This is a genomic window from Nocardioides cavernaquae (assembly GCF_003600895.1).
Lineage (GTDB): Bacteria > Actinomycetota > Actinomycetes > Propionibacteriales > Nocardioidaceae > Nocardioides > Nocardioides cavernaquae.
Map to the genome: position 1 here is coordinate 1,904,152 of NZ_QYRP01000002.1, position 25,175 is coordinate 1,929,326.

Here is a 25,175-nt window from a genome sequence, read left to right on the forward strand (position 1 = left end):
GGATCCGTCCCTTCCAGACGAAAGAGTCCCCATGACGCTGTTCAACCCCCACAAGCCTGACTTCGCCGAGTTCGATGCGGAGACGCGTCGCATCTTCGAGGAGACCATCAACTTCTTCGAGGGCAAGGGCAAGGCGTGGCTGCTCCAGCAGGACCGCGACCGCGTCTGGTTCGCCGACTTCCTGGAGTTCCAGAAGAAGGAGAAGGTGTTCGCGACCTTCCTGACCCCGGCCGAGCAGGCTGACGGCGACCCGAACAAGCGGTGGGACGAAGCCCGCGTCACCAAGTACAGCCAGATCCTCGGCTTCTACGGCATGTCGTACTGGTACGTCTGGCAGGTCACGATCCTCGGCCTCGGCCCGATCTGGCAGACCTCCAACGAGGCCGTCAAGCGCAAGGCCGCCAAGCTCCTCGACGAGGGCGAGATCTTCGCCTTCGGTCTCTCCGAGCGTGACCACGGCGCCGACGTCTACACCTCCGACATGGTGCTCACCCCGAAGGGTGACGGCACGTACGTCGCCAACGGCGGCAAGTACTACATCGGCAACGGCAACAAGGCCGGCATGGTGTCGATCTTCGGTCGCGTCGAGGGTCTCCCGACCGGCCCGAAGACCCAGGACGGCTACGTCTTCTTCGTCGTCGACAGCCAGCACAAGGCCTACAAGCTGCGCAAGAACGTCGTGAACTCGCAGATCTACGTCGCTGCCTTCGACCTGGAGAACTACCCGGTCCGCGAAGAGGACATCATCCACGTCGGCTCTGAGGCCTTCGACGCGGCGATCAACACCGTCAACGTCGGCAAGTTCAACATCGGCTTCGGCTCCGTCGGTGCCACCCAGCACGTCTGGCACGAGGGTCTGACCCACGCCGACAACCGCGTGCTCTTCGACACCAAGGTCACCGACTTCGCGCAGGTGCGCGCCAACTTCACCGAGAGCTGGGTCCGCCTCCAGGCGATGGACCTCTACTCCGAGCGCGCTGTCGACTACATGCGGTCCGCCTCGGCCGACGACCGCCGCTACCTGCTCTTCGACGCCATCGAGAAGATGAGCGTCAGCCGCCAGGGCGCCCACGTCTACGAGCTGATCGCCGACTGCATCGCGGCCCGCGGCTTCGAGAACGACATGTACTACCCGGTCGGCGCAGTCGCGATGATGGGTCTGCCGCGACTCGAGGGCACGGTTCACCTCAACATGGCGCTGTCGCTGAAGTTCCTGCAGAACTACATCTTCAGCCCGACCGACCCGAGCCTGGCCCTGCTGGCCGTGCGCGGCAAGGCGAGCAAGGTCCCGGACGTGGCGTTCGCCCCGGCGTTCAAGGCCACCCGCGCCGCGATCCGCGCCGCCAAGCCGCTCGGCGCCAAGCTGGCCGCCAAGTCGCCCGAGCTGCCGCCGCGTCGCCGCGACACCGCGGACGACACCTACCTGTGGAACCAGGGCCCGACCGCGGGTCTGAGCAAGGTCGCCTTCCACGACTGGCGTGCCGTGTACGCCGAGTGGGCGCACCTGCCCAACGTGAAGCTCATGCTCGAGCAGTGCGACGCGTTCCAGGCGCTGCTGGGCACCGCCCCGCTGGACAAGAAGCAGATGCGCGACCTGGACCTGCTGCTTGTCGTGGGTGACATCTTCACGACCGTCGCCTATGGCGATCTGATCCTGCAGCAGTCCAAGATCTGGAGTGTCGACAACGACCTCGTCGACAGCATCTTTGAGGTGCTGGTCGGTGACGTTTCCAGGCACGCACTCGTGCTCACCCAGAAGCCCTCGCTGACGAAGGCCCAGGTCAAGGCGGCCAACGCGATCCAGCGTCGCCCCGTCTTCGACGACGAGCGCACCGCGCGCGTGTGGGCCGAGGCCCGCTCCACCGCCGGCGACTACTCAATGAACCCGTGAGGTTTCCAATGAAGAAGAGCAAGGTAGAAATCAAGCCGCACGCGGACAACGGGTTCTTCGCTCCCGGTTCGGTCACTCGCAAGGTGTGGGGCTACCCCACGACCCCGCTGATGGGCATCATCCGCGCCGTCGTGATCGAGGAGTTCGACCCCAACCTGGTGGCCTCCGTGCACCAGACGGGCGCGAACTACGACCGGCTCGACACCCGCTACGCCCGCACCGTCCAGTACTTCGCGGCGGTGGCGTTCGCGGACAGTGCGACCGTGGCGAAGATGGCCGACGTGCTGGTCAAGATCCACTCCAAGTCGATCGGCATCGAGCCGGTGAGCGGTAACAAGTACGACGCCAATGACCCGGACTCACAGCTGTGGATCCTGATCACCGGCTGGCACTCCGTGCTCACCGCCTACGAGATGTTCGGCCCCGGCAAGCTCACCGAAGCCGAGGAGAACGAGTTCTGGGCCGACTGCGCCATCGCTGCGGAGTTCCAGACCTGCGACCCGCTGAAGGTGCCCCGCAACGCAGAAGAGGTGCGGGCGTACTTCGACAGCTGGGAGCCGCGCCTGGCCTCGAGCCTGTCGACGCACCAGATGATCAACCAGCTGCTCAACGGTGTGACCGCGGTCCTGGCGCCCCACAAGGCGCTCCACATCCGGCTGCTCAGCCCGATCATCAACTTCGTGATGCGCAAGGCAACGATCGCGACCCTCCCGCGCCACATGCGTGAGCTCGCGAACGTCCGCCAGGGGCGGTTCACCGATCTGTGGATCACGGTGCTGGCGCGCCTCCTGATGGCTGCTGCCTCGCGGAGCCTCTTCATCCAGCGCTGGGTGCTCGGCATGGTTGCGCCCCGCACGCTGGCGATCATCGAGCCGCACTGGCAGGGTCTCGAGCCGTTGAGCCCGGAGATCCTGACGCCGGCCCAGGCGCGCGAGCGCTACGGCTACCCGAAGCCGGCTGACGCCCACCTCGAGCTCCGCGCCCGCCAGCACCACCGCGTCTTCGACGAGCACCTGCCGCCGAGCGACGAGGGCCTGATCGAGTCGCAGCCCGTGCTCGGCACGCTCGGCTGACCGAGCTCGTGCCGTGACACGGCTTTGAAACACATGGCTTTGAAACACCCGGCAACAGGGCGGCCCGTAGCGGGCCGTCCTGTTGCGTTTCCGAAACGCTCGGTGGCCCGGATTACCCCTACTTCTGAGTAGTGCTGCACGCTTGCCGCCATGGCAGAACGTGTCACCTTTCCGAGCTCCACAGGTCCCATGCTCGCCGGGCTCATCGACGTACCGACGGGGCCCGTGCGCGGCTGGGGTGTCTTCATCCACGGCTTCACGCTCGGCAAGGACTGCCCTGCGGCCGCGCGCATGTGCAAGCAGCTGGCCAGCGAGGGCATCGGGATGCTCCGGTACGACGCCCACGGGCTCGGCGACTCGGAGGGCGACTGGGGCGATGGCTCGTTCACCCACAAGGTCGCCGACACCGTTCGTGCCGCTGCGTTCATGGCCGAGCGCGGCACGCCGGTCGACCTGCTGGTCGGCCACTCGTGGGGCGGGGCAGCGGTCATCGCGGCGGCACGCGACGTACCCGGTGTGCGGGCTGTCGCGACGGTGGCAGCGCCGGTCGACCCGAGCCACGTCGAGCACCAGTACGACGTCGTGGTCGAGCGCGTCCTTGCGGAGGGCGCGGCTGAGTGGCTGGTCGGCGGCAAGGCGCTGGTCCTGAAGAAGGCCTTCGTCGAGGACGTACGCCGCGCCGAGCTGCGCGACCGGATCCGCAACCTGCGGCTTCCCCTCCTGGTCATGCACTCGCCCACCGACAACACCGTCGGCATCGCCAATGCCAGCGAGATCTTCCGCACCGCCCGTCACCCGCGCAGCTTCGTCTCGCTCGAGGGCTCCGACCACCTGCTCACGCAGCCCGGTCAGGCAAAGCGCGCGGCCCGCATCGTGAGTGCCTGGGCCGACCCCTACCTGGGAGCTGGCGCGGGCAACTAGGTGCCCGCGCCGACTCGCCTCAGGCGAGGGCCGCGCTGATCGGGCCGAGGTCGTCGAGCATCCCGAGCCGGGTCGCCGCGTCGATGACCCGGCGGCGGAGGTCGGCAGGCAGCGCGGCAGCGTGCACGGCCAGCTCCTCGAGGGTTGCCCCGTCGAGGCGCGCGAGCAGCCCAAGTCCCTCGGCCCACAGCCCGGTGTGGTCGGCGGCGTCGATGACGCGGCTCATGATCGCCTCGACATCGAGTGCGACGGCCTGGCGGGCCAGTCGGGCGACGTGCTCGTCCGGGACCCGCTCGGCGATCGACAGCACGTCACCCCACAGGTCGGCATCGGCGACGTCGCCGAGGAAGGCGTCCATCTCGGCCTCGCCCATCCTCGCGACGATCTGGCCGATGTCCCACGGCAGGTTCTCCCACGGGACGTCATCGCCCAGTGCGGCGGCGATCGTGACCAGGGGCGCCCAGAGGTTGTGCTCGGAAGCCTCGGCCAGCACCCGCTCCTGGACGTCGGGGCCTAGCTCCAGGGCGATCCTCGCGACCTCGCGACGCGCCTCGACGGGGAGGAGCGGGACGAGGGGGAGCAGCTCTGGCCACAGCTCCTTGTCGGCGGCGGTCCGCACGACCTTGGCGAGCACCTCGGGCCTGCCGAACGTCGGCAGGGCCGCGAAGCGCTTGCGCGAGTCCGGGTTCATCGTGCGCGCCACGGGCAGGGCGATCTCCCACAGGTCCTCCTCGTGGGCGACGGCGACCATGCCGTCGAGGACGGCCGCCTCCTCGCCGGCCGCGATGTCGGCGAGCAGACCGCGTGCGGCGTCGTCGAGGTGGTCGAGCATGTTGAGGGCCTCGGGCCACAGCTCCTCCTCGTACGCCGCGCGGATGACGCCGCGCAGCCGCTCCGGAGGCAGCAGCCGGACCATCTCCGGCAGCACGGCCGGGTCCTCGAGGACGAACCCGGTGCGCAACAGGGACGCGTCGCTGAGCACGGCCGCCGTCTGCGCGATGGCGTCCTTGTTCACGTAGCTGACGAAGCGACCCATCGTGATGTGCTCGCCGGCATCGCCGAGGATCCTGCCGACCTTGACGACGATGTCGCTGGGGATCCGCTCGATGATCGCGCTGACCCGGCGCGGGTCGAGGTAGGGCGTCATCTCGGCGAGGAACGGGATCGAGACCTTGCGGGCGAGGTCCACCGCGCGGCTCGGCTCGAGCAGCCCGGAGACACGTGCCGCGAGCGGGGCGGGAAAGGCCAGCTCGGCGATCCTTGCGGAGATGCCGACGGGCACCAACTTGCTGGCGGTGGCGATGCCGACCAGTCGCTTGCGGTCGGACTCGAAGAGCCGGTCGGTGATGCTCTCGCGCAGTGCCCGCAGCTCACCGGGCTGGTAGCCCTCGAGATAGGTCAGCTGGTCGACCGGGATGTCGAGCAGCGCGGCGAGCTTGACCAGCTCCGCGCGCGTCGCCAGCGTCGTCACAGTCCCACCGCCTTGCGGACGGCGCCGCGGAGCGGGCGCGGCACGTGGTTGAGGGCGTCGGTCACGGCGCCTTCGAGCTGTGCGCCCTGTCGCGCCTGTGCGGTGCGGATGGCAGCCGTGAGGTGCTCCGCATCGGCTGATCCGAGCGCGGCGAATGCGTCCGGAACCGGGGTGCCGAGTGCGCGCTCGAGCTCGGTGAGCGCGGCAGTGGTGTCGTGGTTCCCCATGGGTGACTCCCTTGAAGGTGACGTGAAGGTGAGGCGGCGGCGGACGGGCCGTGTCCGTCACGTCGTGAGGACGAGGCCGATCGTCTGGACGACAGCGGCGGTGATCCGCTCGGGGGTGAACTGGTCGGGGTCGGTCAGCATCAGCCGCCCGAAGTGCTCGAGCAGCGCGACCGCGGCATGGGCCACGAGTGGAGCGTCGACAGATCGGGCCCCGGTCATCAGGGCATAGCCGGAGATGAGTCCGGCGATCGTGTCGCGCACCTTGGACCGGTCGGCCTCGATCCGGTGGATCACCGCCGCCGGGGCACCGGCCTGGGTGAGCAGCATCGGGCGCCACTGGTCGGGGTTGGCGGCGAACATCGCGACCAGTCGGTTCACCGCCTCGGTGACATAGGCCTCGAGGGACGTCGCGGAGCCGAGGTCGGGCAGCGAGTTCATGAGGTCGCCGAGCATGCGCGCTTCCTCGCGGTCGAGCAGCGCGGAGAGGAGCGCGTCGAGGCCGTCGAAGGCGCCGTACACGACGGGGCGGGTGACGCCCGCCTCGCGCGCGATCGCGTCGACCGAGAGGTGGTCGTAGCCGTCGCGGACGACGATGGCGAGGGCGGCATCCATGAGCTGCTCCCGGCGCTCCGGCATGGGGACGCGCGCGGCGTACGGGCGTCTCCTCCCCGTCGTCTCGCTCACGGGCGTCACTGTAGTGGTGCCGTCTCGTGAGGCGGCTCCGGAAATCCCGCGCCCATCAGGGGAGCGCGACGGGCGACGAGCGTCATGTAGGTCTCCTCTGGTCCGGCTCCGACATTACTACGCCTATGTAGTAATTAACAGATGTCCTGCACCTCACCGGTCGCGGACCTGCGCGTTTGACGCCGGCGGCATGATGGCCAGACGTACGCGAACGGCAATCGAGGGGCGGACACCGTGGACGACGCAGCAAAGCAGCGGATCAAGGCAGCGCTGGTCGCGCAGGCGACCGAGGCCCTGGATGCGCTCCAGGCACAGGTCAGTGACGACAACGCGGCCGCCGTCCTTCCCGAGGACGACACCTATCAGGTCGACGACCTCTCGCAGGCAGCGGAGGCGGGCGACCTGGGCGAGCTCTTCGAGCAGTCCGTGGCGCGCCAGCAGGCCCTTCTCGAGACCGTCGAGGCCCTCGACTTCTCGCCCACCGACACCGTCCGGCCCGGCGCAGTCGTCGCCTTCGGTGGTTCGCACTACGTGGTCGGCGTCGTTGCCGACGAGTTCGAGGTCGACGGTGTCACCTACGAGGGCATCAGCGCCGATGCGCCGGTGGGTGAGGCGATCGCAGGCCTGAAGTCCGGGGAGTCGTTCACGTTCAACGAGCACACCCAGACGCTCGACGTCGTCGCCTGACGTGGCAGCCCACAAGCCGATGTCGGCGATCCCGCGGATCGTCGGTGCGGCCGTCCTCGGCGCCGTGAGTGCCGGTCTTGTCGCCGCGATCAGCGGGTCCGCGCTCGGCATACTCTCCGGGATCGCGGTCACCTGTGCGGTCTTCGTCGTCGTCGGCTGGATCGTCCTGTGGCCGATGAATGCAGAGGAGACCGCAGAGTTCATCGGGCGCGAGGCGGTCGACAAGGCCCTCGAGGAGGGCATCATCGTCTTCGCCTCGGTCGGTGGCCTGGCTGCGATCCTCGTGCTGATGCTGCTCGGCCACGGAGCCGACAGCGGGACCGCCGCACTGGCACTGGGTGGCGTGTTCCTGGCCTGGGGGTCGGTGCACCTGATGTACGCGACCCGCTATGCGGATCTCTACTACACCGCCGACGCGGGCGGGATCGACTTCAACAGCCCCGGCACCCAGCCGTCGTACCGCGACTTCCTCTACTTCAGCTACAACCTCGGCATGACGTACGCCGTGTCCGACACCAACGTCACCCGATCGGAGATCCGCTCCGTCGTGCTGCGCCACTGCATGCTGTCCTATGTCTTCGGTGCGCTCATCCTGGCCACGACCATCAACCTGGTCGTCGCCATCGTCAACGCCTGAGCCGGTCACCCAGCCCCTGAGTGCGCGGCCCCTGACGGCGCGGTCCCTGAGGGGGCGCGGGTGCTGCGACGTCAGGCCAGGCCCGCGGCCACCTCGAGGGCGCGCCACATCGCCGGGTCGCTGCTGACCTGCTCGCCCCCGTCGAGTGCGGCCCAGATCGCGGCGACCACGGCGGGAAGCACCAGCTCCGCGGAGGCCGATGGTGCGATGTCGATCGTGCCGTCGCCGCGCACTGAGACGAGGTCGCCGGGGACGTCGGAGATGCGCGGGACCACCGTGCGCAGGCCGGTCAGGTCGCGGGCGACGTGCGTCGGTCGTATCGCCTTCGACGCGAAGCAGACGTCCTGCAACGACGCGGCACCGGTGAAGACCAGTAGTGAGTCGAGGCCTGCCGCGTTGGCTCCCTCGATGTCGGTGTCGAGCCGGTCACCGCAGGCCAGGGTCCGGGCCGGAGAGCAGCCGAGCCGCTCCCGACAGAGGTCGTAGAGATCGGGAGCGGGCTTGCCGACCACATGAGGTACGGCGCCGGTCGCGGTCCGGACGGCAGCCACCAGCGCCCCGTTGCCCGGAGCAGGTCCGCGGCCGGTCGGAAGCATGATGTCGAGGTTGGCCGCCACCCAGGGCAGCCCGGCCTGCGTCCGGTAGGCGATCTCGGCGAGCTCGGTCCAGGTGACGTCGACGCCGAGTCCCTGGAGCACCGCGACGAGAGGTACGCCCTCGCTCGAGCCGGCGTCTGCCCCGGTGTGGAGCTCGGTGTGGAGCTCGGTGACCGTGACCGGCACCAGACCGGCCTCTGCGATCGCCTCGTGCACGCCCGGTCCGCCGACCGCGAGCACCCGGCTGCCCGGAGGTGCCATCCCCGCGATGTACGCCGCGGCCGCCTGTGAGCTGGTCACGACCGACCATGCCGACCCGTCGGAGCCTCCCTCGAGGCCGAGCGCACGTAGGTGGTCGACGACCTGGTCCGGCGGGCGGGAGGCGTTGTTGGTCGCGAAGGAGACACGCATGCCGTCGGCCATCACCTGGTTCAGTGTCTCGACCGCCCCGGGCACTTCGTGGGGGCCGCGATAGACGACGCCGTCGAGATCGCAGACCAGACCGTCATACCTGGTGGCGAGGGGTGCGGTGGGCATGGCGGACTCCTCCGGGCACGGGATCGGGGCCACAGCCTGACCTGTGCGCCCGGGTCGGCGACTCACCCGCGCGCGTGAGCCTGCGGGTGGGACGAGGCGATCGAAGGACCCGTCACCCCCCACGTCACCCCTGGGAGGGATGCCTGTGACCGGGGCCACTGGTGTGCTCGTCATCAGCCCCGTCGGAGGGCTGGACACGAGGAGGCGACAGAGATGCTGACCGATCGATCGACACTCACGCAGTTCCTCATCGAGGAACGGCGCCGGCACCCGGGGTCGAGCGGCGAGCTGAACTCGCTCATCCTCGACGTTGCCCTGGCCTGCAAGGCGATCTCCCGTCGCATCGCCTCGGGCGCCCTGACCGGCAGCCTGGGCAAGGTCGGCGCCGTCAACGTCCAGGGCGAGCAGCAGCAGAAGCTCGACGTGATCGCCAACGACATCTTCCTGCGCGCCAACGAGTGGGCCGGCCAGCTCACGGGCATGGCCTCCGAGGAGCTCGACGACCCGTACGCGATCCCGGACGGCTACCCGCGCGGCAAGTACCTGCTCACCTTCGACCCGCTCGACGGGTCCTCCAACATCGACGTCAACGTCTCCGTCGGCAGCATCTTCTCGATCCTGCGCGCCCCCGTCGCCGGCGAGCACGCGGTCGTCGAGGACTTCCTCCAGCCCGGCACCGAGCAGGTCGCCGCGGGCTACGCGATCTACGGCCCGTCGACACTGCTCGTGCTGACCGTCGGCACCGGCGTGCACGCGTTCACACTCGACCCGGACCTGGGTGAGTTCATCCTGACCCGCCAGGACATCCAGATCCCGCAGACCACCTCCGAGTACGCCGTGAACAGCTCCAACCGCCGCTTCTGGGAGCCAGCCATCCTGCGCTACGTCGACGAGTGCCTGCAGGGCGTCAACGGCCCGCGCCAGCGCGACTTCAACATGCGCTGGGTGGCCTCCCTGGTCGCCGAGACCCACCGGATCCTGACCCGCGGTGGCGTCTTCCTCTACCCGCGCGACAGCAAGGACCCGACCAAGGAGGGCCGGCTGCGGCTGCTCTACGAAGCCGGTCCGATCGCGATGCTGGTCGAGCAGGCCGGAGGCCGGGCAACCACCGGGCGTGAGCGGATCCTCGAGGTCAAGCCGACCGACCTGCACCAGCGCATCGGGTTCATCTTCGGCTCGCGCGAGGAGGTCGAGCTGATCGAGAAGTACCACGCCGAGGAGCCCGACGGTCCGGTCGCCGAGCACGCCCTCTACGGCCTGCGTGGCCTGTTCCGTCCCGGCAACTGAGTCCCGCCCACCCGACCGTCCGCCGAGCACCGATCCATCACCCGAGGAGGGCGCCATGTCCGCCAAGCACCCCGTCGTCGTCATCACCGGCTCGTCCGGCGCCGGCACGTCCACCGTCCTGAAGACGTTCTCCCAGATCTTCCGCCGCGAGAACATGAACGCGGCGTACGTCGAGGGCGACAGCTTCCACCGCTACGACCGCATGGCGATGAAGGAGGAGATGTCGAAGGCGATCGCCTCCGGCGACCACACCTTCAGCCACTTCGGCCCGGAGGCCAACCTCTTCGAGGAGCTCGAGACCCTCTTCCGCGAGTACGGCGAGACCGGCTCGGGCAAGATCCGCAAGTACCTCCACGACGACGAGGAGGCCGCGCCGTACGGCCAGGAGCCGGGCACGTTCACGCCGTGGGAGACCATCCCGGCCGGCACGGACCTGCTCTTCTACGAGGGCCTGCACGGCGCGATCACGACCGAGAAGGTCGACATCGCCTCCTTCGCCGACCTCACCGTCGGCGTCGTCCCGGTCATCAACCTGGAGTGGATGCAGAAGCTGCACCGCGACAAGTCGAAGCGCGGCTACTCCACCGAGGCGGTCACCGAGACGATCCTGCGCCGCATGGACGACTACGTGAACTACATGTGCCCGCAGTTCTCGCGCACGGACGTGAACTTCCAGCGCGTCCCGGTCGTCGACACGTCCAACCCGTTCATCGCCCGCACGATCCCGACGAACGACGAGTCGATGCTGGTGATCCGGTTCAAGGACCCCCGCGGGATCGACTTCCCGTACCTGCTCTCGATGCTGCACGACTCGTTCATGTCGCGCCCGAACACCATCGTCTGCCCCGGCGGAAAGATGGATCTGGCGATGCAGCTCATCTTCACCCCGATGCTGTGGCGCCTCATGGAGCGTCGCAGCAAGGCCCGCTGACCCGGCCTGACCCCCGCCCAGCCTTGACCCAGGAGGACGACTCCCGTGACCGTACGAGTAGGCATCAACGGCTTCGGCCGGATCGGCCGCAACTTCTTCCGCGCCGTCCGCGCGCAGAACGCCGCAGGCCTCTACCCACCAGGCCAAGGCGATATCGAGATCGTTGCCGTCAACGACCTCACCGACAACGCAGTGCTTGCGCACCTGTTGAAGTACGACTCCATCCTGGGTCGCCTCGACGCCGACGTGTCCGCGACCGCGGACTCGATCGTCGTGGGCGACCAGACCATCGTCGCCTTTGCCGAGCGCGACCCCGCGAACCTGCCGTGGAAGGACGTCGACGTCGACATCGTGATCGAGTCGACCGGCTTCTTCACCGACGCCACCGCGGCCCGCGCCCACATCGACTCCGGTGGCGCGAAGAAGGTGATCATCTCCGCGCCGGCCACACATGAGGACGTCACGATCGTGATGGGCGTCAACCACAAGATCTACGACCCGGACAAGCACAACGTCATCTCCAATGCCTCGTGCACGACCAACTGCCTCGCCCCGATGGTCAAGGCGCTGCACGAGTGCCTCGGCATCGCACGCGGCCTGATGACGACCGTCCACGCCTACACCGCCGACCAGAACCTCCAGGACAACATCCACAAGGACCTGCGTCGCGCCCGTGCTGCAGCACTCAACGTCGTACCCACCTCGACGGGTGCCGCCAAGGCGATCGGCGTCGTGCTCCCGGAGCTCAAGGGCAAGCTCGACGGGTACGCCGTCCGGGTGCCGGTGCCGACCGGATCGATGACCGACCTGACCTTCGTTGCCGAGCGGTCCACCACGGTCGAGGAGGTCAACTCGATCATGCGGCTTGCCGCCGAGGGCCCGCTCGCCGGCTACCTCCGCTACTCGACCGCTCCGATTGTCTCCTCCGACATCGTCACTGACCCGGCCTCCTGCATCTTCGATGCGCCGCTGACCAAGGTCATCGGCAACACCGTCAAGGTCGTCGGCTGGTACGACAACGAGTGGGGCTACTCCAACCGCCTCGCCGACCTCACGACGTACGTCGGACGCGGGCTCTGAACCATGGCCGACCTCTCCTCGCTCGGCGACCTCCGCGGCAAGCGCGTCCTCGTGCGCTCCGATCTCAACGTCCCGCTCGATGGCCCGGCGGATGACCTGCGGATCACCGACGACGGCCGGATCCGCGCGTCAGTGCCGACGATCAAGGCTCTGGCCGATGCGGGAGCCCGGGTGGTCGTGACGGCGCACCTCGGCCGGCCCTCCGGCGCTCCTGACGCGGCGTACTCACTGGCTCCTGTTGCCGCCCGCCTCGGCGAGCTCCTGGCCCAGGACGTTGCGTTCGCAGCCGACACGGTGGGGGACAGCGCCACAGCTGTCGTCGGTGCCCTCGCCGACGGTCAGGTCGCCGTCCTCGAGAACGTACGTTTCAACGCCGGTGAGACGTCGAAGGACGACGCCGAGCGTGGTGCGTTCGCCGACCAGCTCGCTGCCCTGGCTGATGCGTTCGTCTCCGACGGGTTCGGGGTGGTGCACCGCAAGCAGGCCAGCGTGTACGACGTGGCGCAGCGTCTGCCGCACGCGATGGGCAACCTGGTCGCGACCGAGATCGACGTGCTGCGTCGGCTCACCGAGACCCCCGAGCGGCCCTACGTGGTCGTCCTCGGCGGCTCCAAGGTCTCCGACAAGCTCGGCGTGATCGACAACCTGCTGGGCAAGGCCGACAAGCTCCTCATCGGCGGCGGGATGGTCTTCACGTTCCTCAAGGCCCAGGGCCACGAGGTCGGCAAGAGCCTGCTCGAGGAGGACCAGATCCCCACGGTCCTGGACTACCTCAAGCGTGCCGCCGACACCGGCGTGGAGATCGTCCTGCCGACCGACATCGTGGTTGCCGACGCGTTCGGCGACGAAGCCTCTGCCCGCGTCGTCGCGGCGGACGCGATCCCCGCCGAGTCCCTGGGGCTCGACATCGGGCCCGAGTCCGGCAAGGCCTTCGCGGAGGCGCTGGCGGATGCGAAGACCGTTTTCTGGAACGGACCCATGGGGGTCTTCGAGCAGGCTGCCTTCGCCGAGGGCACCCGCGCGGTCGCGCAGGCGCTGACCGGCATCTCCGGGCTCTCGGTCGTCGGTGGCGGCGACTCTGCTGCTGCGGTGCGCACGCTCGGGTTCGACGAGGCCGCGTTCGGCCACATCTCGACCGGCGGCGGCGCGTCGCTGGAGTACCTCGAGGGCAGGGAGCTTCCGGGCGTCACCGTGCTGGAAGCGCGCTGAGGAGACCGTGCTGGAAGCGCGCTGAGGAGACCGTGCTGGAAGCGCGCTGAGGAGACCGTGCTGGAAGCGCGCTGAGGAGACCGTGCTGGAGGCGTGACACGGCGCGCACGCGCTGGGGCAGGGGCAGTCCTCCGCCTCCTCCTGCGACCACGCCTGTGCAACAGTGGCGCCGGGTAGCGGTGGTCGGGTCACCGGCACCGGCGAGCTGACGAACGGGGTACGCAAGTGGCGGCGAAGGCGATTCCGCAGGACGTGCTGGCTCCACCGGCGAGGTCGGCCATCTTCCTGGTCCTGACTGTCCGCGACGGCGACGAGGCGGCGGACACGGTCCGCGGCGTACTCGGTGATGTTGCTGCCTTGGTCCGCTCGGTCGGCTTCCGCATCCCCGAGGCGCAGCTGAGCTGCGTGACGGGCATCGGCAGCGACCTCTGGGACCGGCTCTATCCCGAGGCCGCGCGCCCCGCGCACCTGCACCCGTTCCGGGCACTCGCCGGCACCGTGCCCAGCGTCGTGACGGGAGCTGCGCACCAGGCGCCTTCGACTCCCGGCGACCTGCTCTTCCACATCCGCTCGACCCGCCAGGACACCTGCTTCGAGCTCAGCCGTCAGTTGATGGTGCGGCTCGGCGAGGTGGCCGAGGCGGTTGATGAGGTGCACGGCTTCCGCTACTACGACGAGCGCGACCTGCTCGGCTTCGTCGACGGCACGGAGAACCCGGGTGGCGCCATCGCCATCGACACGGTCTTCGTGGGCGACGAGGACCATGAGTTCGCGGGCAGCAGCTATGTCATCGTGCAGAAGTACCTCCACGACCTGGACGCCTGGGGGAGGCTCACCGTCGAGCAGCAGCAGCTCATCGTCGGCCGCACCAAATCGGACGACATCGAGCTGCCCGACGACGTCAAGCCGACCAACTCCCATGTCGCGGTCAACACGATCGTCGACACGGACGGCAACGAGCAGCGCATCGTGCGGGAGAACATGCCCTTCGGCTCGGCTGGTGCGGGCGAGTTCGGCACCTTCTTCTGCGGCTATGCGGCGGACCCCCGCATCACCGAGCTCATGCTGAGCCGCATGTTCATCGGCGAGCCCGAGGGCAACTACGACCGGATCCTCGACTTCTCGCGCGCAGTCACAGGCTGCAGCTTCTTCGTCCCGACGGCCTCGTTCCTCGAGGACCAGGCCGACTGAGTGCGGTTCGCTGAGGGCGACCTGGCGCCGGTGCTGTCCTACGCCCCGCTGACCATCTGGGGCATGCGCTGCCGGAACCACCCGACCAGGGCCGGGTTGTCGAAGCTCGACACGATCAGCTTCGCGCCCTCGAGATCGTCGTCGCGCGTGTAGGAGTTGTACGACGCGATGCACGTCAGCCCGGCTGCAACGGCCGCCCGCACCCCGTTGGAGGAGTCCTCCACGGCGACAGTGTGCGAGGGCGAGGCGCCGGTGAGCCGCAGCACCTCGAGGTACGCCGCGGGGCTGGGCTTGAGGTCAGTGACCTCCGTGCCGGTGACCACCGTGTCGAACCGGTCCCCGAAGCTGCGCTCGAGCAGCGGATCCACCCAGGCGCGGGTGCCCGTGGTGGCGACATGCACGGCCACCCCGCGTGCGATCAGCGCATCGATCAGCGCGGTGACCCCGGGGCGGGGTCGCACCGCACCCTCGGCGATGAGCTCGCGCATGATCTCGGTCTTGCGCGGGTGCAGCCTTTCGCCGAGCTCTCGAGCCTGCGCGGGAGGCATCCCGTTGCGCTCGAACCAGTGCGCCATCCGGCGGTTGCCGCCGGTGATGCGCAGCAGCTTCCCGTAGGTCGCCAGGTCCCAGTGGTCCGGCAGGCCGGCCTCCTCGAAGGTGCGGTTGAAGGCAACCCGGTGACCGTCCCGCTCGCTGTCGACGAGCGTGCCGTCGACGTCGAAGATCACGGCCTCCAGACGGTCCCCGGGTCGCACGTCAGCGTCCTTCCGCTGAGCGAAGGTGGCTGCGGACCCTGGACAGCACGGCATCGGTCGTGAAGCCGTGGTGAGCGAGCACCTCGCCGCCGGGCCCGCAGGTGCCGAAGTCGTCCAGGCCGATCGCGAGGTCGACGATGCCGTCCCACCCTGCGGTGACACCGGCCTCGATGCTGACCCTGGTGGCCCCCGCGCTGGGTGCGTAGCGGGTCCGGTCGAGCGGCGACACGACGCCGACGTTGTAGCCGTCGCCGCGCAGGCCCTCGGCGACCGCCTCGGCGAGGTGGACCTCCGAGCCGGTGGCCACGATCTCGACGGTCGCCGACGGGTTGTGCCGGGCCGGGTCGAGCTGGGGGAGGTTCTGGCGGGACAGGATCAGGGCTGTGGGCCCATCCGTCCGCGACAGCGCCATCCGCCAGGCCTCGGCGGTCTCGGCGTCATCGGCCGGACGCAGGACCTGCACGCCGGGGATGATCCGCAGCGACTCGACGTGCTCGACCGGCTGGTGGGTCGGACCGTCCTCGCCGACCGCGATCGAGTCGTGGGTGAGCACGTAGATCACCGGCTGCTTCATCAGCGCGGAGAGCCGCAGGGCGGGGCGCAGGTAGTCGGCGAAGACCAGGAACGTGCTGCCGAAGACCCGGAAGCCGCCGTGCAGGCTCATGCCGTTGAGGATCGCTGCCATGCCGAACTCGCGGATGCCGAAGGCGATCGCCCGGTTGGCGTAGTCGCCGGCCGTGACCGGGTCACCGGCCGCCGTACCCGTGGATCCCGCGAGGTCGGCGGAGCCGCCGACCAGCTCCGGCATCACCGGGAACAGTGCGTTCAGGCAGGCCTGCGACGCGACGCGCGTGGCGCGGGGCTTGTCGGCCGGCACCGAGGCCAGCGCCTCGGCGACTCCGCGCGGCAGCTCACGTGCGTGAGTACGCCGCCACTCGGCCGCCGCGTCCGGGTTCGCGGCCTCGAACGCAGCGAACGCGCCATCCCACTCGGCGCGCGCCTCGGCGCCGCGGCCGGCGATCGCGGCGCACGCCGCGCGCACGTCAGCCGGGACACCGAAGTCGGGCTCGGTCCACCCGAAGATCTCCTTGGTCCGGGTCAGCAGCTCGGGGCCGAGCGGCGAACCGTGGGCCTTGGAGGTGCCCTCCACACCGGGTGCGCCGAAGCCGATGACCGTGCGGACCGCGATGAAGCTCGGACGCGGGTCGGCCTTGGCGCGGGTGATTGCCGCATCGATGGCCTCGACGTCGTTGCCGTCGATGACGGCCTCGGTGTGCCAGCCGTACGCCGCGAAGCGGGCCAGCTGGTCATCGCCACAGGAGCGACCGACTCCGCCGTCGATGGTGATGTCGTTGTCGTCCCAGAGCACGATCAGGTTGCCCAGGCCGAGGTGGCCGGCGAAGGACCCGGCCTCGTGGCTGATGCCCTCCATGAGGCAGCCGTCGCCGACGATCGCGTAGGTGTGGTGGCCGGTGATGTCGGGGAAGCGGGCGTTCGCCATGCGCTCAGCGAGCGCCATGCCGACGGCCATCGTGAGGCCCTGGCCCAGCGGGCCGGTCGTGCACTCGACGCCGGCCGTGTGCCCGAACTCCGGGTGGCCCGGAGTCTGCGATCCGACCTGCCGGAAGCGCCGCAGCTCGGCCTCGGGGAGGTCGTACCCGAAGATGTGCAGCAGGCCGTAGAGCAGCGCCGAGCCGTGGCCCGCCGACAGGACGAAACGGTCCCGGTCTGCCCAGTCCGGCGAGGCCGGGTCGTGCCGGAGGTGCCGGCTCCACAGGGTCCACGCCATCGGGGCCGCACCCATCGGCATGCCGGGGTGGCCGGAGTTGGCGGCCTGCACCATGTCGGCGGCGAGGAAGCGCAGCGTGTCGATGGCCCGCTGGTCGGTCTCGGCCGCCAGGTCTGTCGAGGCCGCCCGCGGCGCTCCGGTGGTGCTCGTGCTGATGGTCTCGGTCATCGCGCTGGTCCTCTCCGAGGGTGTGGCTCGCCCCCGTCTTGTGGGGGTGGTTCATCGCACCGCGCCGGGCACGGCGGCGTACTCACCCACGTGGGTGGAGGGGCGGGTGAGATCCCTCCAGGTCCTTCGCGCGGTAGGGCGCGAGCCCTACGCTGACGGAATGCCGACGCCTCCGCCCCCGCAGCGACTCGTGCTCGTCGACGACCACGAGATGGTGCTGCACGGCCTTGACGCGATGCTCGGGCACTTCCCCGACGACGTGGAGGTCGTCGGGCACGCGACCAACGCCACGGACGCGCTGACGGCCGTCGCGGACACGGCTCCGGACACGGTCCTGTGCGACGTGCGCCTGGGCAAGGAGAGCGGTCTCGACCTGTGCCGCCAGATCACCACGCAGTACCCGGACACGAAGGTCGTCCTGCTCACGGTGTACGACGACGAGCACTACCTCTTCCAGGCGCTCCGGGTCGGGGCGTCGGGCTACATCCTCAAGCGGATCGACGGCCAGGAGCTGGTCAACCACCTCAACCGGGTGCGCGAGGGTGAGGTCGTGGTCGACCACGCGCTGGCCGGCCGGGTCGCGCTGTCTGCCGCCCGTCTCTCGGCCGGGGAGTTCTGGTCGGGCGCCCACCTGGGCCTGACCCAGCGCGAGTCCGAGGTGCTCGAGCTCTTGGTTGCCGGCCACTCCAACAAGGGTGTCGCGGGCAAGCTCGTGGTCAGTGAGGACACCGTGAAGACCCACATCCGCGGGCTCTATCGCAAGCTCGGTGTCTCCGACCGCAGCGGTGCGATCGCGGTCGCGCTGCGCGAGGGGCTCTTCCGATGAGGCCGCAGCGGAGGGGTCGTCCGAGGAGGGTGGGTCGGTGAGCAAGGCTGCCCTGTCCGTTCCCGACGCTGCCGAGCTGGCGGCGCGGTTCAGCGCGGACAGCGTGATCCTCTACGCGATCGAGGGCCAGGACCTCGGCATCGTCGACATCTGGCCGGTCCACCCATCCGCCAGGGACCTCAAGCTGCAGGTCGGGTTCGGCGTGACGGGCCGCGTTGCGCGCACCCGCCGACCGCTGCTGCTGCACGAGGACTCACCGCGCAACCCTCTCCACCGCGAGCTGATCCACATCGGCCCCAACGAGACCGTTGCGCGCATGTGCGTGCCGCTTCCCGGGCTCCACGGTGGCCTGGAGGAAGGCGTTCTCGGCGTGCTGGCGCTGACCCGCCCGCCACGCCGGCCCTTCACCCCAGACGACCTCGAGCGTGCCCAGGCGTTCGCTCCGATCCTCGGCCTGCACCTCCATGCGGAGCAGCTCTGGCGCGCGGTCAACCGGCACCGCACCGAGCGTGACCGGCTGATCAAGCAGGCGATCTCGGCGCAGGAGGCCGAGCGCCGGCGCATCGCGTTCGACCTGCACGACGGCGTCACGACCGCGCTCGCATCCATGGCGTTCCACCTGTCCGCGGCGGACCTCACGGTCGGCCAGCTCGCGGCGGCCAGCACCCTCGCGCAGCCGGGGACCGATGCCACGCCCGCTGCCGACGCCGACGCCGCTGCCGCTGCCGACGCCGAGAAGCGGAAGCAGGGCCTCGAGCGTGCCCGCGCCGAGCTGGGTGCGGCCCGCGCCCTTGCCGACATGGCCTACGCCCAGACCAGGGCCGCGATCTCCGGGCTGCACAGCCTCGTGCTCGACGACCTCGGGCTGACCGCCGCCTTCGAGTCGCTGGTGCAGATGGCGAGCCGCGAGGACGGCCCGCGCATCGACCTGGTCGTCGATCCCGCGGTCGAGAGCGACGACGTGCCCGACCATGCGGCCGCGGCGTTCTACCGGATCGCGCAGGAGACGCTGGCCAATGCGGTCAAGCACGCCGATGCCACCCGGATCCGGCTCTCGCTCCGCCGCGACGGTGACTCGATCGTGCTCAACTGCAGCGACGACGGCCAGGGGTTCGACCTCGAGGCACAGCGGAGTGCGCGTGCAGCCGATGACGAGGGCGAGCAGCACTTCGGGCTCAGCTCCGTCGCCGAGCGCTGCGCCATGATCGAGGCGTCGCTGCGGGTCGAGTCACGCCCTGGTGGCGGCACGATCGTCATGGTCGAGCTGCCGCTCTAAGTCGGTCCGAAATGCGGAGAGCCAGCCTGGCCTCACCAAACGATTGGTGAGGCCAGGCTGGCATCCCCCATGGTCCGGAGGCCGCCGGAGCTCAGCTGGCGGCGTCGGAGGAGACCTTGCAGTTCGCCTTGAGCACGTCCTGCGCGGCCGTCACGTTGGCGGCGTCGCCGGCCCAGGTGTGCAGTGCGTCGCTGACCAGCGCGCGACCGAACGAGAACGTGACGTTCCACGGGCGGTCCGGCACGGCGCTCAGTGCGGAGAGGAAGGCACACACGTCGGCCGTCGGGTGACCGCCGGACAGGAACGCGATGCCGGGCACCGTCGAGGGGACCGTGTCGAGCAGCACCTCGTACGTCGCCGCCGCGACGTCGTGCGCTCCGACCGACGCCGCGTCGAGGCCGGGGGTCACGAAGTTCGGCTTCAGCACGATGCCGGTCATGTCGACACCGGCCCGCCCGAGCTCCTCGAAGAGTGCCGCGAGCGCCAGCCCGGTGGCCTGCGCGCAGGTCTCCAGGTCGTGGGCGCCGCTGCACAGCACCTCGGGCTCGACGATCGGGACGATGCCGTGCTCCTGGCAGAGTGCGGCATAGCGGGCGAGCGCGGCGGCGTTGGCGCGGGCGGCGTACTCGCTGACGTTGGTCACGTCGATGACCGCGCGCCACTTGGCGAAGGCGGCACCCCGCTCGGCGTACGACGCGAGGCGCGCGCCGAGGCCGTCGAGGCCCTCGGTGATGAACGCGCCGTCCTGGCCGGGGAGGACGGACGTGCCGGTGTCGACCTTGATGCCCGCGAGGATGCCGAGGTCACGGCAGGCCTCGGGGAAGGTGCGGCCGTCGCTCAGCGTCTGGCCGAAGGTCTCGTCGGCGAGGATGATGCCGCTGACCCACTCCGACAGCCCGGGGGCGGTCAGCAGCAGCTCGCGGTAGTCGCGACGCGCGGTCTCGCTGGCGGGGATGCCCTCGGCCTCGAGACGGGCGGACATGGTCTTGATGGACTCGTCGGCGGCGAGGATGCCACGACCGTTGCCGGTCATGGTCCGTGCGTTCTCCGCGAGCGTGGCAGTGGCGGTTGCAGTCGTGGTCATGACCCGACGATGCTCCGGGTGCGCACTGCGTGGCCTCACCCCTGCGGGCGAGACCGGGTGTGAAACGCCGCCGGCCCGACGAGCTCCGGGTCGCAGACATGTCCGAGGAAGAGCCGCGTGGCGGCGGTCGGCTGGTCCGCCGTCGTCAGGTGCCACGGCCGGTCGAGCGGCGTCCCCGTGACGGCGTACGTCGTGAGGTCGCCCGAGGCGAGCGCCTCGGCGGCGGAGGCCTCGTGCACGAGGGTGACACCCAGGCCTTCGCGGGCCGCCGCCACCGCGGCGCCGGCGGTGCCCATCGTCAGCAGCGGGGGTGCGGCCTGCAGACGCGTGAGGAGTGAGCGGGCTGTGTCGCGAGTGCCCGAGCCGACCGCGGTGAGCAGCCACGGCACGGTCAACGGCGAGGCGTCGATGCCGGGGCGGCCGACGACGACGAGGTGGTTGGCGTGGGTGGCCCGGGTGACCAGGCCCGACCCGCGCGGTGGACGCCCGGCGAGCACGACGTCGACGGCGTGGTCGGCGGCGAGGGAGAAGAGCTCGTCGCGGGGGAGCACCGAGACCGACAGCTCCACCTGGGGGTGGGCCTCGGCGAAGGATGCGATCAGGTGCGGGAGCACGTACTCCGCGGCGGTCGCCACCGCGCCGATCCGCACCCGGCCGCGGTCGGGGTCGTGGACCGCGCCGGCTGCCTCCTCGAGCAACCCGAGCAATCGGCGGGCGTAGCCGGCGAAGGTCTCCCCGGCATCCGTCGGCACGATGCCGCGGCCGGCCTTGCTGAACAGGGTGGTGCCGAGGGCGGTCTCCAGCGAGGAGATCGCGGCCGAGATGGCCGGCGGTGTGACGTGCAGGGACTCGGCTGCGGCGCGGACGCTCCCTGTCTCGTGGACGGCGAGGAAGGTCTGCAGCCGGCCCCAGGTGGCGGCTGCGGGCAGGTTCACGGCTCCGGTCATGGTTAAAGGATACCTAAACAATCAGCGGAAAAGAATCAATTGTGGTTGATCAGTCCCTCGGCCAGTGTTGTGACCGCTGCCACACCTCAACGGCATCACCCGTCAGAGAAAGGGAAAGCCATGACGATCATCGAAGACGGCCCGAAGACCAAGGAACGCTGGGATCCGGGCGTCCAGAGCTACGCGGGCATGGGCTACTGGGCCCCCGACTACGAGCCCAAGGAGACCGACATTCTTGCGGTCTTCCGCATGGCCCCGCAGGACGGCGTCGACGCGATCGAGGCCGCTGCCGCTGTCGCGGGCGAGTCCTCGACGGCCACCTGGACCGTCGTCTGGACCGACCGCCTCACCGCCAACTCCCACTACCAGGCCAAGGCCTACAAGGTGGAGGACGTCCCGGGCCGTCCCGGCGAGTACTTCGCCTACATCGCCTACGACATCGACCTCTTCGAAGAGGGCTCGATCGCCAACCTCACCTCCTCGATCATCGGCAACGTCTTCGGCTTCAAGCCGCTCAAGGCGCTGCGCCTCGAGGACATGCGGATCCCCGTCGCCTACAAGAAGACGTTCCAGGGTCCGGCGCACGGCATCGTCATGGAGCGCGAGTTCCTGAACAAGTACGGCCGCCCGCTGCTCGGCGCGACGATCAAGCCCAAGCTCGGCCTGTCCGCGCGCAACTACGGCCGCGTCGTCTACGAAGCCTGCAAGGGCGGGCTGGACTTCACCAAGGACGACGAGAACATCAACTCGCAGCCGTTCATGCGCTGGAGGGACCGCTTCCTCTTCGGCATGGAGGGCGTCAACAAGGCGATGGCCGAGACCGGCGAGGTCAAGGGTCACTACTTCAACGTCACCGCCGGCACCATGGAGGAGATGTACGAGCGGGCCCAGTTCGCCAAGGAGCTCGGCAGCGTCATCGTGATGATCGACCTGACGATCGGCTACACCGCGATCCAGTCGATGGCCAACTGGTGCCGTGCCAACGGCATGCTGCTCCACCTGCACCGCGCCGGCCACTCGACGTACACGCGCCAGAAGACGCACGGCGTCAGCTTCCGCGTGATCTCGCAGTGGTGCCGCCTCATGGGTGTCGACCACTTGCACGCCGGCACCGTCGTCGGAAAGCTCGAGGGCGACCCGGCCACGACGCGCGGCTTCTACGACACGCTGCGTGAGGACAAGGTCAGCCGCAACCTGGAGAACGGCATCTTCTTCGACCAGGAGTGGGCCTCGATGCCCGGCGTCATGCCGGTCGCCTCGGGCGGCATCCACGCCGGCCAGATGCACCAGCTGCTCGACCTCTTCCAGGACGACGTGATCCTCCAGTTCGGTGGCGGCACCATCGGCCACCCGCTGGGCATCTCGGCCGGTGCCGAGTCCAACCGTGTCGCGCTCGAGGCCATGGTCAAGGCGCGCAACGAGGGCAAGGACCTGCTGCGTGAGGGCCCGGGTGTCCTCCGCGACGCCGCGAAGGCCTGCAAGCCGCTCGAGGTGGCCCTGGCCACGTGGGGTGACGTCACCTTCGACTACACCAGCACCGACGCGCCCGACTTCGTCCCGACCGCCTCGCCGTCGGCCTGACCACCACCCTCGAAAGGAGCACTGTCATGAAGCTTCGCTACGGCACCTTCTCGTACCTGCCGGACCTGACCGACGACGAGATCGCGGCGCAGATCAAGTACGCCCTCATCAACGGCTGGCCGGTCTCGGTCGAGTACACCGACGACCCGCACCCCCGCAACATCTACTGGGAGATGTGGGGCCTGCCGCTCTTCGACCTCGAAGAGCCCGACGGCGTCCTCGCCCAGATCAACGAGTGCCGCCAGGCCTTCCCGCAGCACTACGTGCGCGTCCTCGCGTACGACGCGCGGCTGGGCAAGCAGACCACCGCCATGTCCTTCCTGGTGCAGAGCCCGGACAACGAGCCGGGCTTCATCCTCGAGCGCATCGAGGGTCCGGACCGGACCCAGCACTACTCGGTGCGGTCCTACGCGACGGCGAAGCCTGCCGGGGCGCGGTACACGGGCGAGTGACCTGACATGACCACGTCCCAGGGATTCGGGTTCCACCGGCCGGGTGCCGGTGCAGCTGCGGCCGTCACCGAGGAGGCGCCGGCTGAGCCGGTGATCCTCGGCGACGACGCTGAGCTCGACCTCTCGGCGGACGAGTCGGCGGCCAGGGTCGAGGAGACCCTGGCCGCTCTCGACGCCGAGCTGGTTGGCCTGGCGTCCGTCAAGCGGCGGGTGCGGGAGATCGCCTCGCTGCTCCAGGTCGACCGCGCCCGTGAACAGTTCGGGCTGCTGTCGTCGAAGCCGACCCTCCACATGAGCTTCACCGGAGGACCCGGCACCGGCAAGACCACCGTTGCGATGCGGATGGCGAGCATCCTCCACGCGCTCGGGTACATCCGGGCGCCGCGGGTGCACGTCGTCACACGCGACGACCTCGTCGGCCAGTTCATCGGCCACACCGCACCGAAGACCAAGGAGGCCATCGCGCGCGCAGCTGGTGGCGTGCTCTTCATCGATGAGGCCTACTACCTGTTCCGCCCCGAGAACGAGCGGGACTACGGCCAGGAGGTCATCGAGATCCTGCTGACCGAGATGGAGAACGAGCGTGGCGACCTGGTCGTCATCTTCGCCGGCTATCCCGACCGGATGGCCACGTTCTTCTCGGCCAACCCGGGGCTGAGCTCGCGGGTCCCGCACCACGTGGAGTTCGAGAACTACGACCACGGTGAGCTCGTGCAGATCGCAGACCTCATGGTCGAGGCGGAGAACTTCCGCTTCGACGACGAGGCCCGCGAGGCCTTCTCGGAGTACCTCACGCTGCGGTTGGAGCGGCCGAACTTCTCCAACGCGCGCAGTGTCCGCAACGCGATCGAGCGGTGTCGCCTGCGGCAGGCGCGCCGGCTGGTCGGTCTCAACCGTCCGCTCCGCAGGGAGGACCTCGTCACCCTCACGGCTGACGACATCCGCGGCAGCAGCATCTTCGCGGACGCTGACCTGGATGAGGAGCTGGTCGAGGACCCGGTGCCTGCGGCGGACTGAGTCCTCGCCCGGGGCGAGGCAGTGAGCGAGGCAGTGAGGAGGAGTGGGTGGGTGGCCTGTCAGCAGGCGCCGACCCACTCCTCCTCGCCGTCGGTGAAGATCTGGTGCTTCCAGATCGGCACCTCGTGCTTGAGGTCGTCGATCAGCTTGCGGCAAGCCTCGAAGGCCGGGCCGCGGTGCGCGCACGCGACTGCCACGATCACCGCGACGTCGCCGACCTCGAGGCCGCCGGTGCGGTGCACGGCTGCCAGCGCCAGCACCGGGTACGCCGCGATGACGCGCTCGGCGACCTTGCGCATCTCCTCCACGGCGCCGGGGTGGGCGCTGTAGTCGAGGGTGGTGACGCTCCTGCCGTGGTCGTGATCGCGGACCGTCCCGACGAAGAGTGCCGTGCCGCCCGCCGCGCGGCCGCTCACCGCGGCGTACACCTCGTCGAGGGAGAGGGGAGCGTCGCGCACCGCGAGCAGGCGTACGACGTCGGTGGCGGTCGCGGCGGTCATGGGCTTCTCCTGTGGCGAGGTGATCGTGCGGGGAGGGGCTCAGCCGCCAGCGAACGGCGGCAGGACCTCGACCGTCGAGCCGTTGGTCAGCGCGATGGCCGTGCGGTCGCGGCTTCCGACCTGGTGGCCGTCGACGAGGAGCGAGCAGACCCCGAGCACCCGTGCGTAACGCGGGTCCTGGCTGTGCCGGGCGTGGGCCTGTGCGAGTGCCTCGGCCAGTGAGCCCGCGACGTAGAGCTCCTCGTGCGTGCCGGCAGCCTCCTTCGCCGCGGCCCAGTAGCGGATGACCACCACGGGCTCGTCGTCGACGTGGTGCGGGGCCGCGCCGTCCGCCGCGACAGGCGAGCTGATCGTCATC

25 protein-coding genes are annotated in these 25,175 nt (G+C 69.6%); 15 read left to right on the forward strand and 10 right to left on the reverse strand.

Annotated elements, in window-relative coordinates:
• Positions 1 to 31: 31 nt before the first annotated feature.
• The 3 genes from D4739_RS09300 to D4739_RS09310 all read left to right on the forward strand — a co-directional run bounded on the left by D4739_RS09300 (position 32) and on the right by D4739_RS09310 (position 3,885).
• Positions 32 to 1,891, forward strand: a complete 1,860-nt coding sequence (locus D4739_RS09300) for an acyl-CoA dehydrogenase family protein (RefSeq protein ID WP_120060361.1) — start codon at positions 32 to 34, stop codon at positions 1,889 to 1,891.
• An 8-nt stretch (positions 1,892 to 1,899) separates the two neighbouring features.
• Entirely contained in the window at positions 1,900 to 2,964 is a 1,065-nt protein-coding gene (locus tag D4739_RS09305) for an oxygenase MpaB family protein (RefSeq protein WP_120060362.1), read from the forward strand.
• Between the two features lie 150 nt (positions 2,965 to 3,114).
• Positions 3,115 to 3,885: an alpha/beta hydrolase family protein gene (locus D4739_RS09310; RefSeq protein ID WP_120060363.1), complete on the forward strand. Its 771-nt coding sequence runs from the start codon at positions 3,115 to 3,117 to the stop codon at positions 3,883 to 3,885.
• Positions 3,886 to 3,904: 19 nt separating this feature from the next.
• Here the strand turns inward: D4739_RS09310 and D4739_RS09315 are convergent, their stop codons facing one another.
• The 3 genes from D4739_RS09315 to D4739_RS09325 are packed head-to-tail and all read right to left on the reverse strand — an operon-like array spanning position 3,905 to position 6,267.
• On the reverse strand, positions 3,905 to 5,356 hold the full coding sequence (locus D4739_RS09315; RefSeq protein ID WP_120060364.1) for a hypothetical protein: 1,452 nt from the start codon (positions 5,354 to 5,356) through the stop codon (positions 3,905 to 3,907).
• On the reverse strand, positions 5,353 to 5,583 hold the full coding sequence (locus tag D4739_RS09320) for a hypothetical protein (protein ID WP_120060365.1): 231 nt from the start codon (positions 5,581 to 5,583) through the stop codon (positions 5,353 to 5,355). Before D4739_RS09320 ends, D4739_RS09315 begins: the two co-directional genes overlap by 4 nt.
• A gap of 57 nt (positions 5,584 to 5,640) precedes the next feature.
• A complete protein-coding gene (locus tag D4739_RS09325; protein ID WP_147384857.1) occupies positions 5,641 to 6,267 on the reverse strand; it encodes a TetR/AcrR family transcriptional regulator in 627 nt (208 codons plus the stop codon).
• A gap of 234 nt (positions 6,268 to 6,501) precedes the next feature.
• On the opposite strand from D4739_RS09325, the gene D4739_RS16865 reads away from it, so the two are divergent.
• Complete coding sequence (locus D4739_RS16865) at positions 6,502 to 6,954, forward strand: hypothetical protein (RefSeq protein ID WP_182920360.1); 453 nt, start codon at positions 6,502 to 6,504, stop codon at positions 6,952 to 6,954.
• Position 6,955: 1 nt separating this feature from the next.
• Complete coding sequence (locus D4739_RS09335) at positions 6,956 to 7,591, forward strand: DUF1345 domain-containing protein (protein ID WP_238473592.1); 636 nt, start codon at positions 6,956 to 6,958, stop codon at positions 7,589 to 7,591.
• Positions 7,592 to 7,662: 71 nt separating this feature from the next.
• On the opposite strand, the gene D4739_RS09340 is transcribed toward D4739_RS09335, so the two are convergent.
• The gene (locus tag D4739_RS09340; RefSeq protein WP_120060367.1) at positions 7,663 to 8,724 is read right to left on the reverse strand and encodes an HAD-IIA family hydrolase; all 1,062 of its coding nucleotides are present in this window, start codon (positions 8,722 to 8,724) and stop codon (positions 7,663 to 7,665) included.
• Between the two features lie 213 nt (positions 8,725 to 8,937).
• Here D4739_RS09340 and D4739_RS09345 point away from each other — a divergent pair, with 213 nt between their 5' ends.
• The 5 genes from D4739_RS09345 (at position 8,938) to D4739_RS09365 (ending at position 14,422) form a co-directional block, all read left to right on the forward strand.
• Positions 8,938 to 10,011 (forward strand): class 1 fructose-bisphosphatase, encoded by a 1,074-nt coding sequence (locus D4739_RS09345; protein WP_120060368.1) that lies wholly within the window; start codon positions 8,938 to 8,940, stop codon positions 10,009 to 10,011.
• Between the two features lie 55 nt (positions 10,012 to 10,066).
• Positions 10,067 to 10,942: a phosphoribulokinase gene (locus tag D4739_RS09350; protein ID WP_120060369.1), complete on the forward strand. Its 876-nt coding sequence runs from the start codon at positions 10,067 to 10,069 to the stop codon at positions 10,940 to 10,942.
• A gap of 45 nt (positions 10,943 to 10,987) precedes the next feature.
• A complete protein-coding gene (gene gap, locus D4739_RS09355) occupies positions 10,988 to 12,022 on the forward strand; it encodes a type I glyceraldehyde-3-phosphate dehydrogenase (protein ID WP_120060370.1) in 1,035 nt (344 codons plus the stop codon).
• Between the two features lie 3 nt (positions 12,023 to 12,025).
• Complete coding sequence (locus D4739_RS09360; protein ID WP_120060371.1) at positions 12,026 to 13,231, forward strand: phosphoglycerate kinase; 1,206 nt, start codon at positions 12,026 to 12,028, stop codon at positions 13,229 to 13,231.
• 225 nt (positions 13,232 to 13,456) lie between these two features.
• Positions 13,457 to 14,422, forward strand: a complete 966-nt coding sequence (locus tag D4739_RS09365; RefSeq protein WP_220699260.1) for a Dyp-type peroxidase — start codon at positions 13,457 to 13,459, stop codon at positions 14,420 to 14,422.
• A 38-nt stretch (positions 14,423 to 14,460) separates the two neighbouring features.
• On the opposite strand, the gene D4739_RS09370 is transcribed toward D4739_RS09365, so the two are convergent.
• Positions 14,461 to 15,177: an HAD-IA family hydrolase gene (locus tag D4739_RS09370; RefSeq protein ID WP_238473593.1), complete on the reverse strand. Its 717-nt coding sequence runs from the start codon at positions 15,175 to 15,177 to the stop codon at positions 14,461 to 14,463.
• 1 nt (position 15,178) lies between these two features.
• Positions 15,179 to 17,134 (reverse strand): transketolase, encoded by a 1,956-nt coding sequence (gene tkt, locus D4739_RS09375; RefSeq protein WP_120060373.1) that lies wholly within the window; start codon positions 17,132 to 17,134, stop codon positions 15,179 to 15,181.
• A 160-nt stretch (positions 17,135 to 17,294) separates the two neighbouring features.
• Here tkt and D4739_RS09380 point away from each other — a divergent pair, with 160 nt between their 5' ends.
• Entirely contained in the window at positions 17,295 to 17,960 is a 666-nt protein-coding gene (locus tag D4739_RS09380; RefSeq protein ID WP_120060374.1) for a response regulator, read from the forward strand.
• A 37-nt stretch (positions 17,961 to 17,997) separates the two neighbouring features.
• Positions 17,998 to 19,236, forward strand: a complete 1,239-nt coding sequence (locus tag D4739_RS09385; protein ID WP_220699261.1) for a GAF domain-containing sensor histidine kinase — start codon at positions 17,998 to 18,000, stop codon at positions 19,234 to 19,236.
• Between the two features lie 91 nt (positions 19,237 to 19,327).
• On the opposite strand, the gene D4739_RS09390 is transcribed toward D4739_RS09385, so the two are convergent.
• Positions 19,328 to 20,320: a class I fructose-bisphosphate aldolase gene (locus D4739_RS09390; RefSeq protein WP_120060375.1), complete on the reverse strand. Its 993-nt coding sequence runs from the start codon at positions 20,318 to 20,320 to the stop codon at positions 19,328 to 19,330.
• 35 nt (positions 20,321 to 20,355) lie between these two features.
• Positions 20,356 to 21,267, reverse strand: a complete 912-nt coding sequence (locus D4739_RS09395; RefSeq protein ID WP_120060376.1) for a LysR family transcriptional regulator — start codon at positions 21,265 to 21,267, stop codon at positions 20,356 to 20,358.
• 120 nt (positions 21,268 to 21,387) lie between these two features.
• On the opposite strand from D4739_RS09395, the gene D4739_RS09400 reads away from it, so the two are divergent.
• Genes D4739_RS09400 through D4739_RS09410 form a run of 3 tightly spaced genes read left to right on the forward strand, consistent with a single transcriptional unit; the run spans position 21,388 to position 24,317 of the window.
• Entirely contained in the window at positions 21,388 to 22,848 is a 1,461-nt protein-coding gene (locus D4739_RS09400) for a form I ribulose bisphosphate carboxylase large subunit (RefSeq protein WP_120060377.1), read from the forward strand.
• 26 nt (positions 22,849 to 22,874) lie between these two features.
• Positions 22,875 to 23,300 (forward strand): ribulose bisphosphate carboxylase small subunit, encoded by a 426-nt coding sequence (locus tag D4739_RS09405; RefSeq protein ID WP_120060378.1) that lies wholly within the window; start codon positions 22,875 to 22,877, stop codon positions 23,298 to 23,300.
• Positions 23,301 to 23,306: 6 nt separating this feature from the next.
• A complete protein-coding gene (locus D4739_RS09410) occupies positions 23,307 to 24,317 on the forward strand; it encodes an AAA family ATPase (protein WP_120060379.1) in 1,011 nt (336 codons plus the stop codon).
• Between the two features lie 59 nt (positions 24,318 to 24,376).
• Here D4739_RS09410 and D4739_RS09415 read toward each other — a convergent pair whose 3' ends face one another.
• The gene (locus D4739_RS09415) at positions 24,377 to 24,817 is read right to left on the reverse strand and encodes a molybdenum cofactor biosynthesis protein MoaE (protein WP_120060380.1); all 441 of its coding nucleotides are present in this window, start codon (positions 24,815 to 24,817) and stop codon (positions 24,377 to 24,379) included.
• 39 nt (positions 24,818 to 24,856) lie between these two features.
• A complete protein-coding gene (locus D4739_RS09420) occupies positions 24,857 to 25,174 on the reverse strand; it encodes a MoaD/ThiS family protein (protein WP_120060381.1) in 318 nt (105 codons plus the stop codon).
• Position 25,175 lies beyond the last annotated feature (1 nt).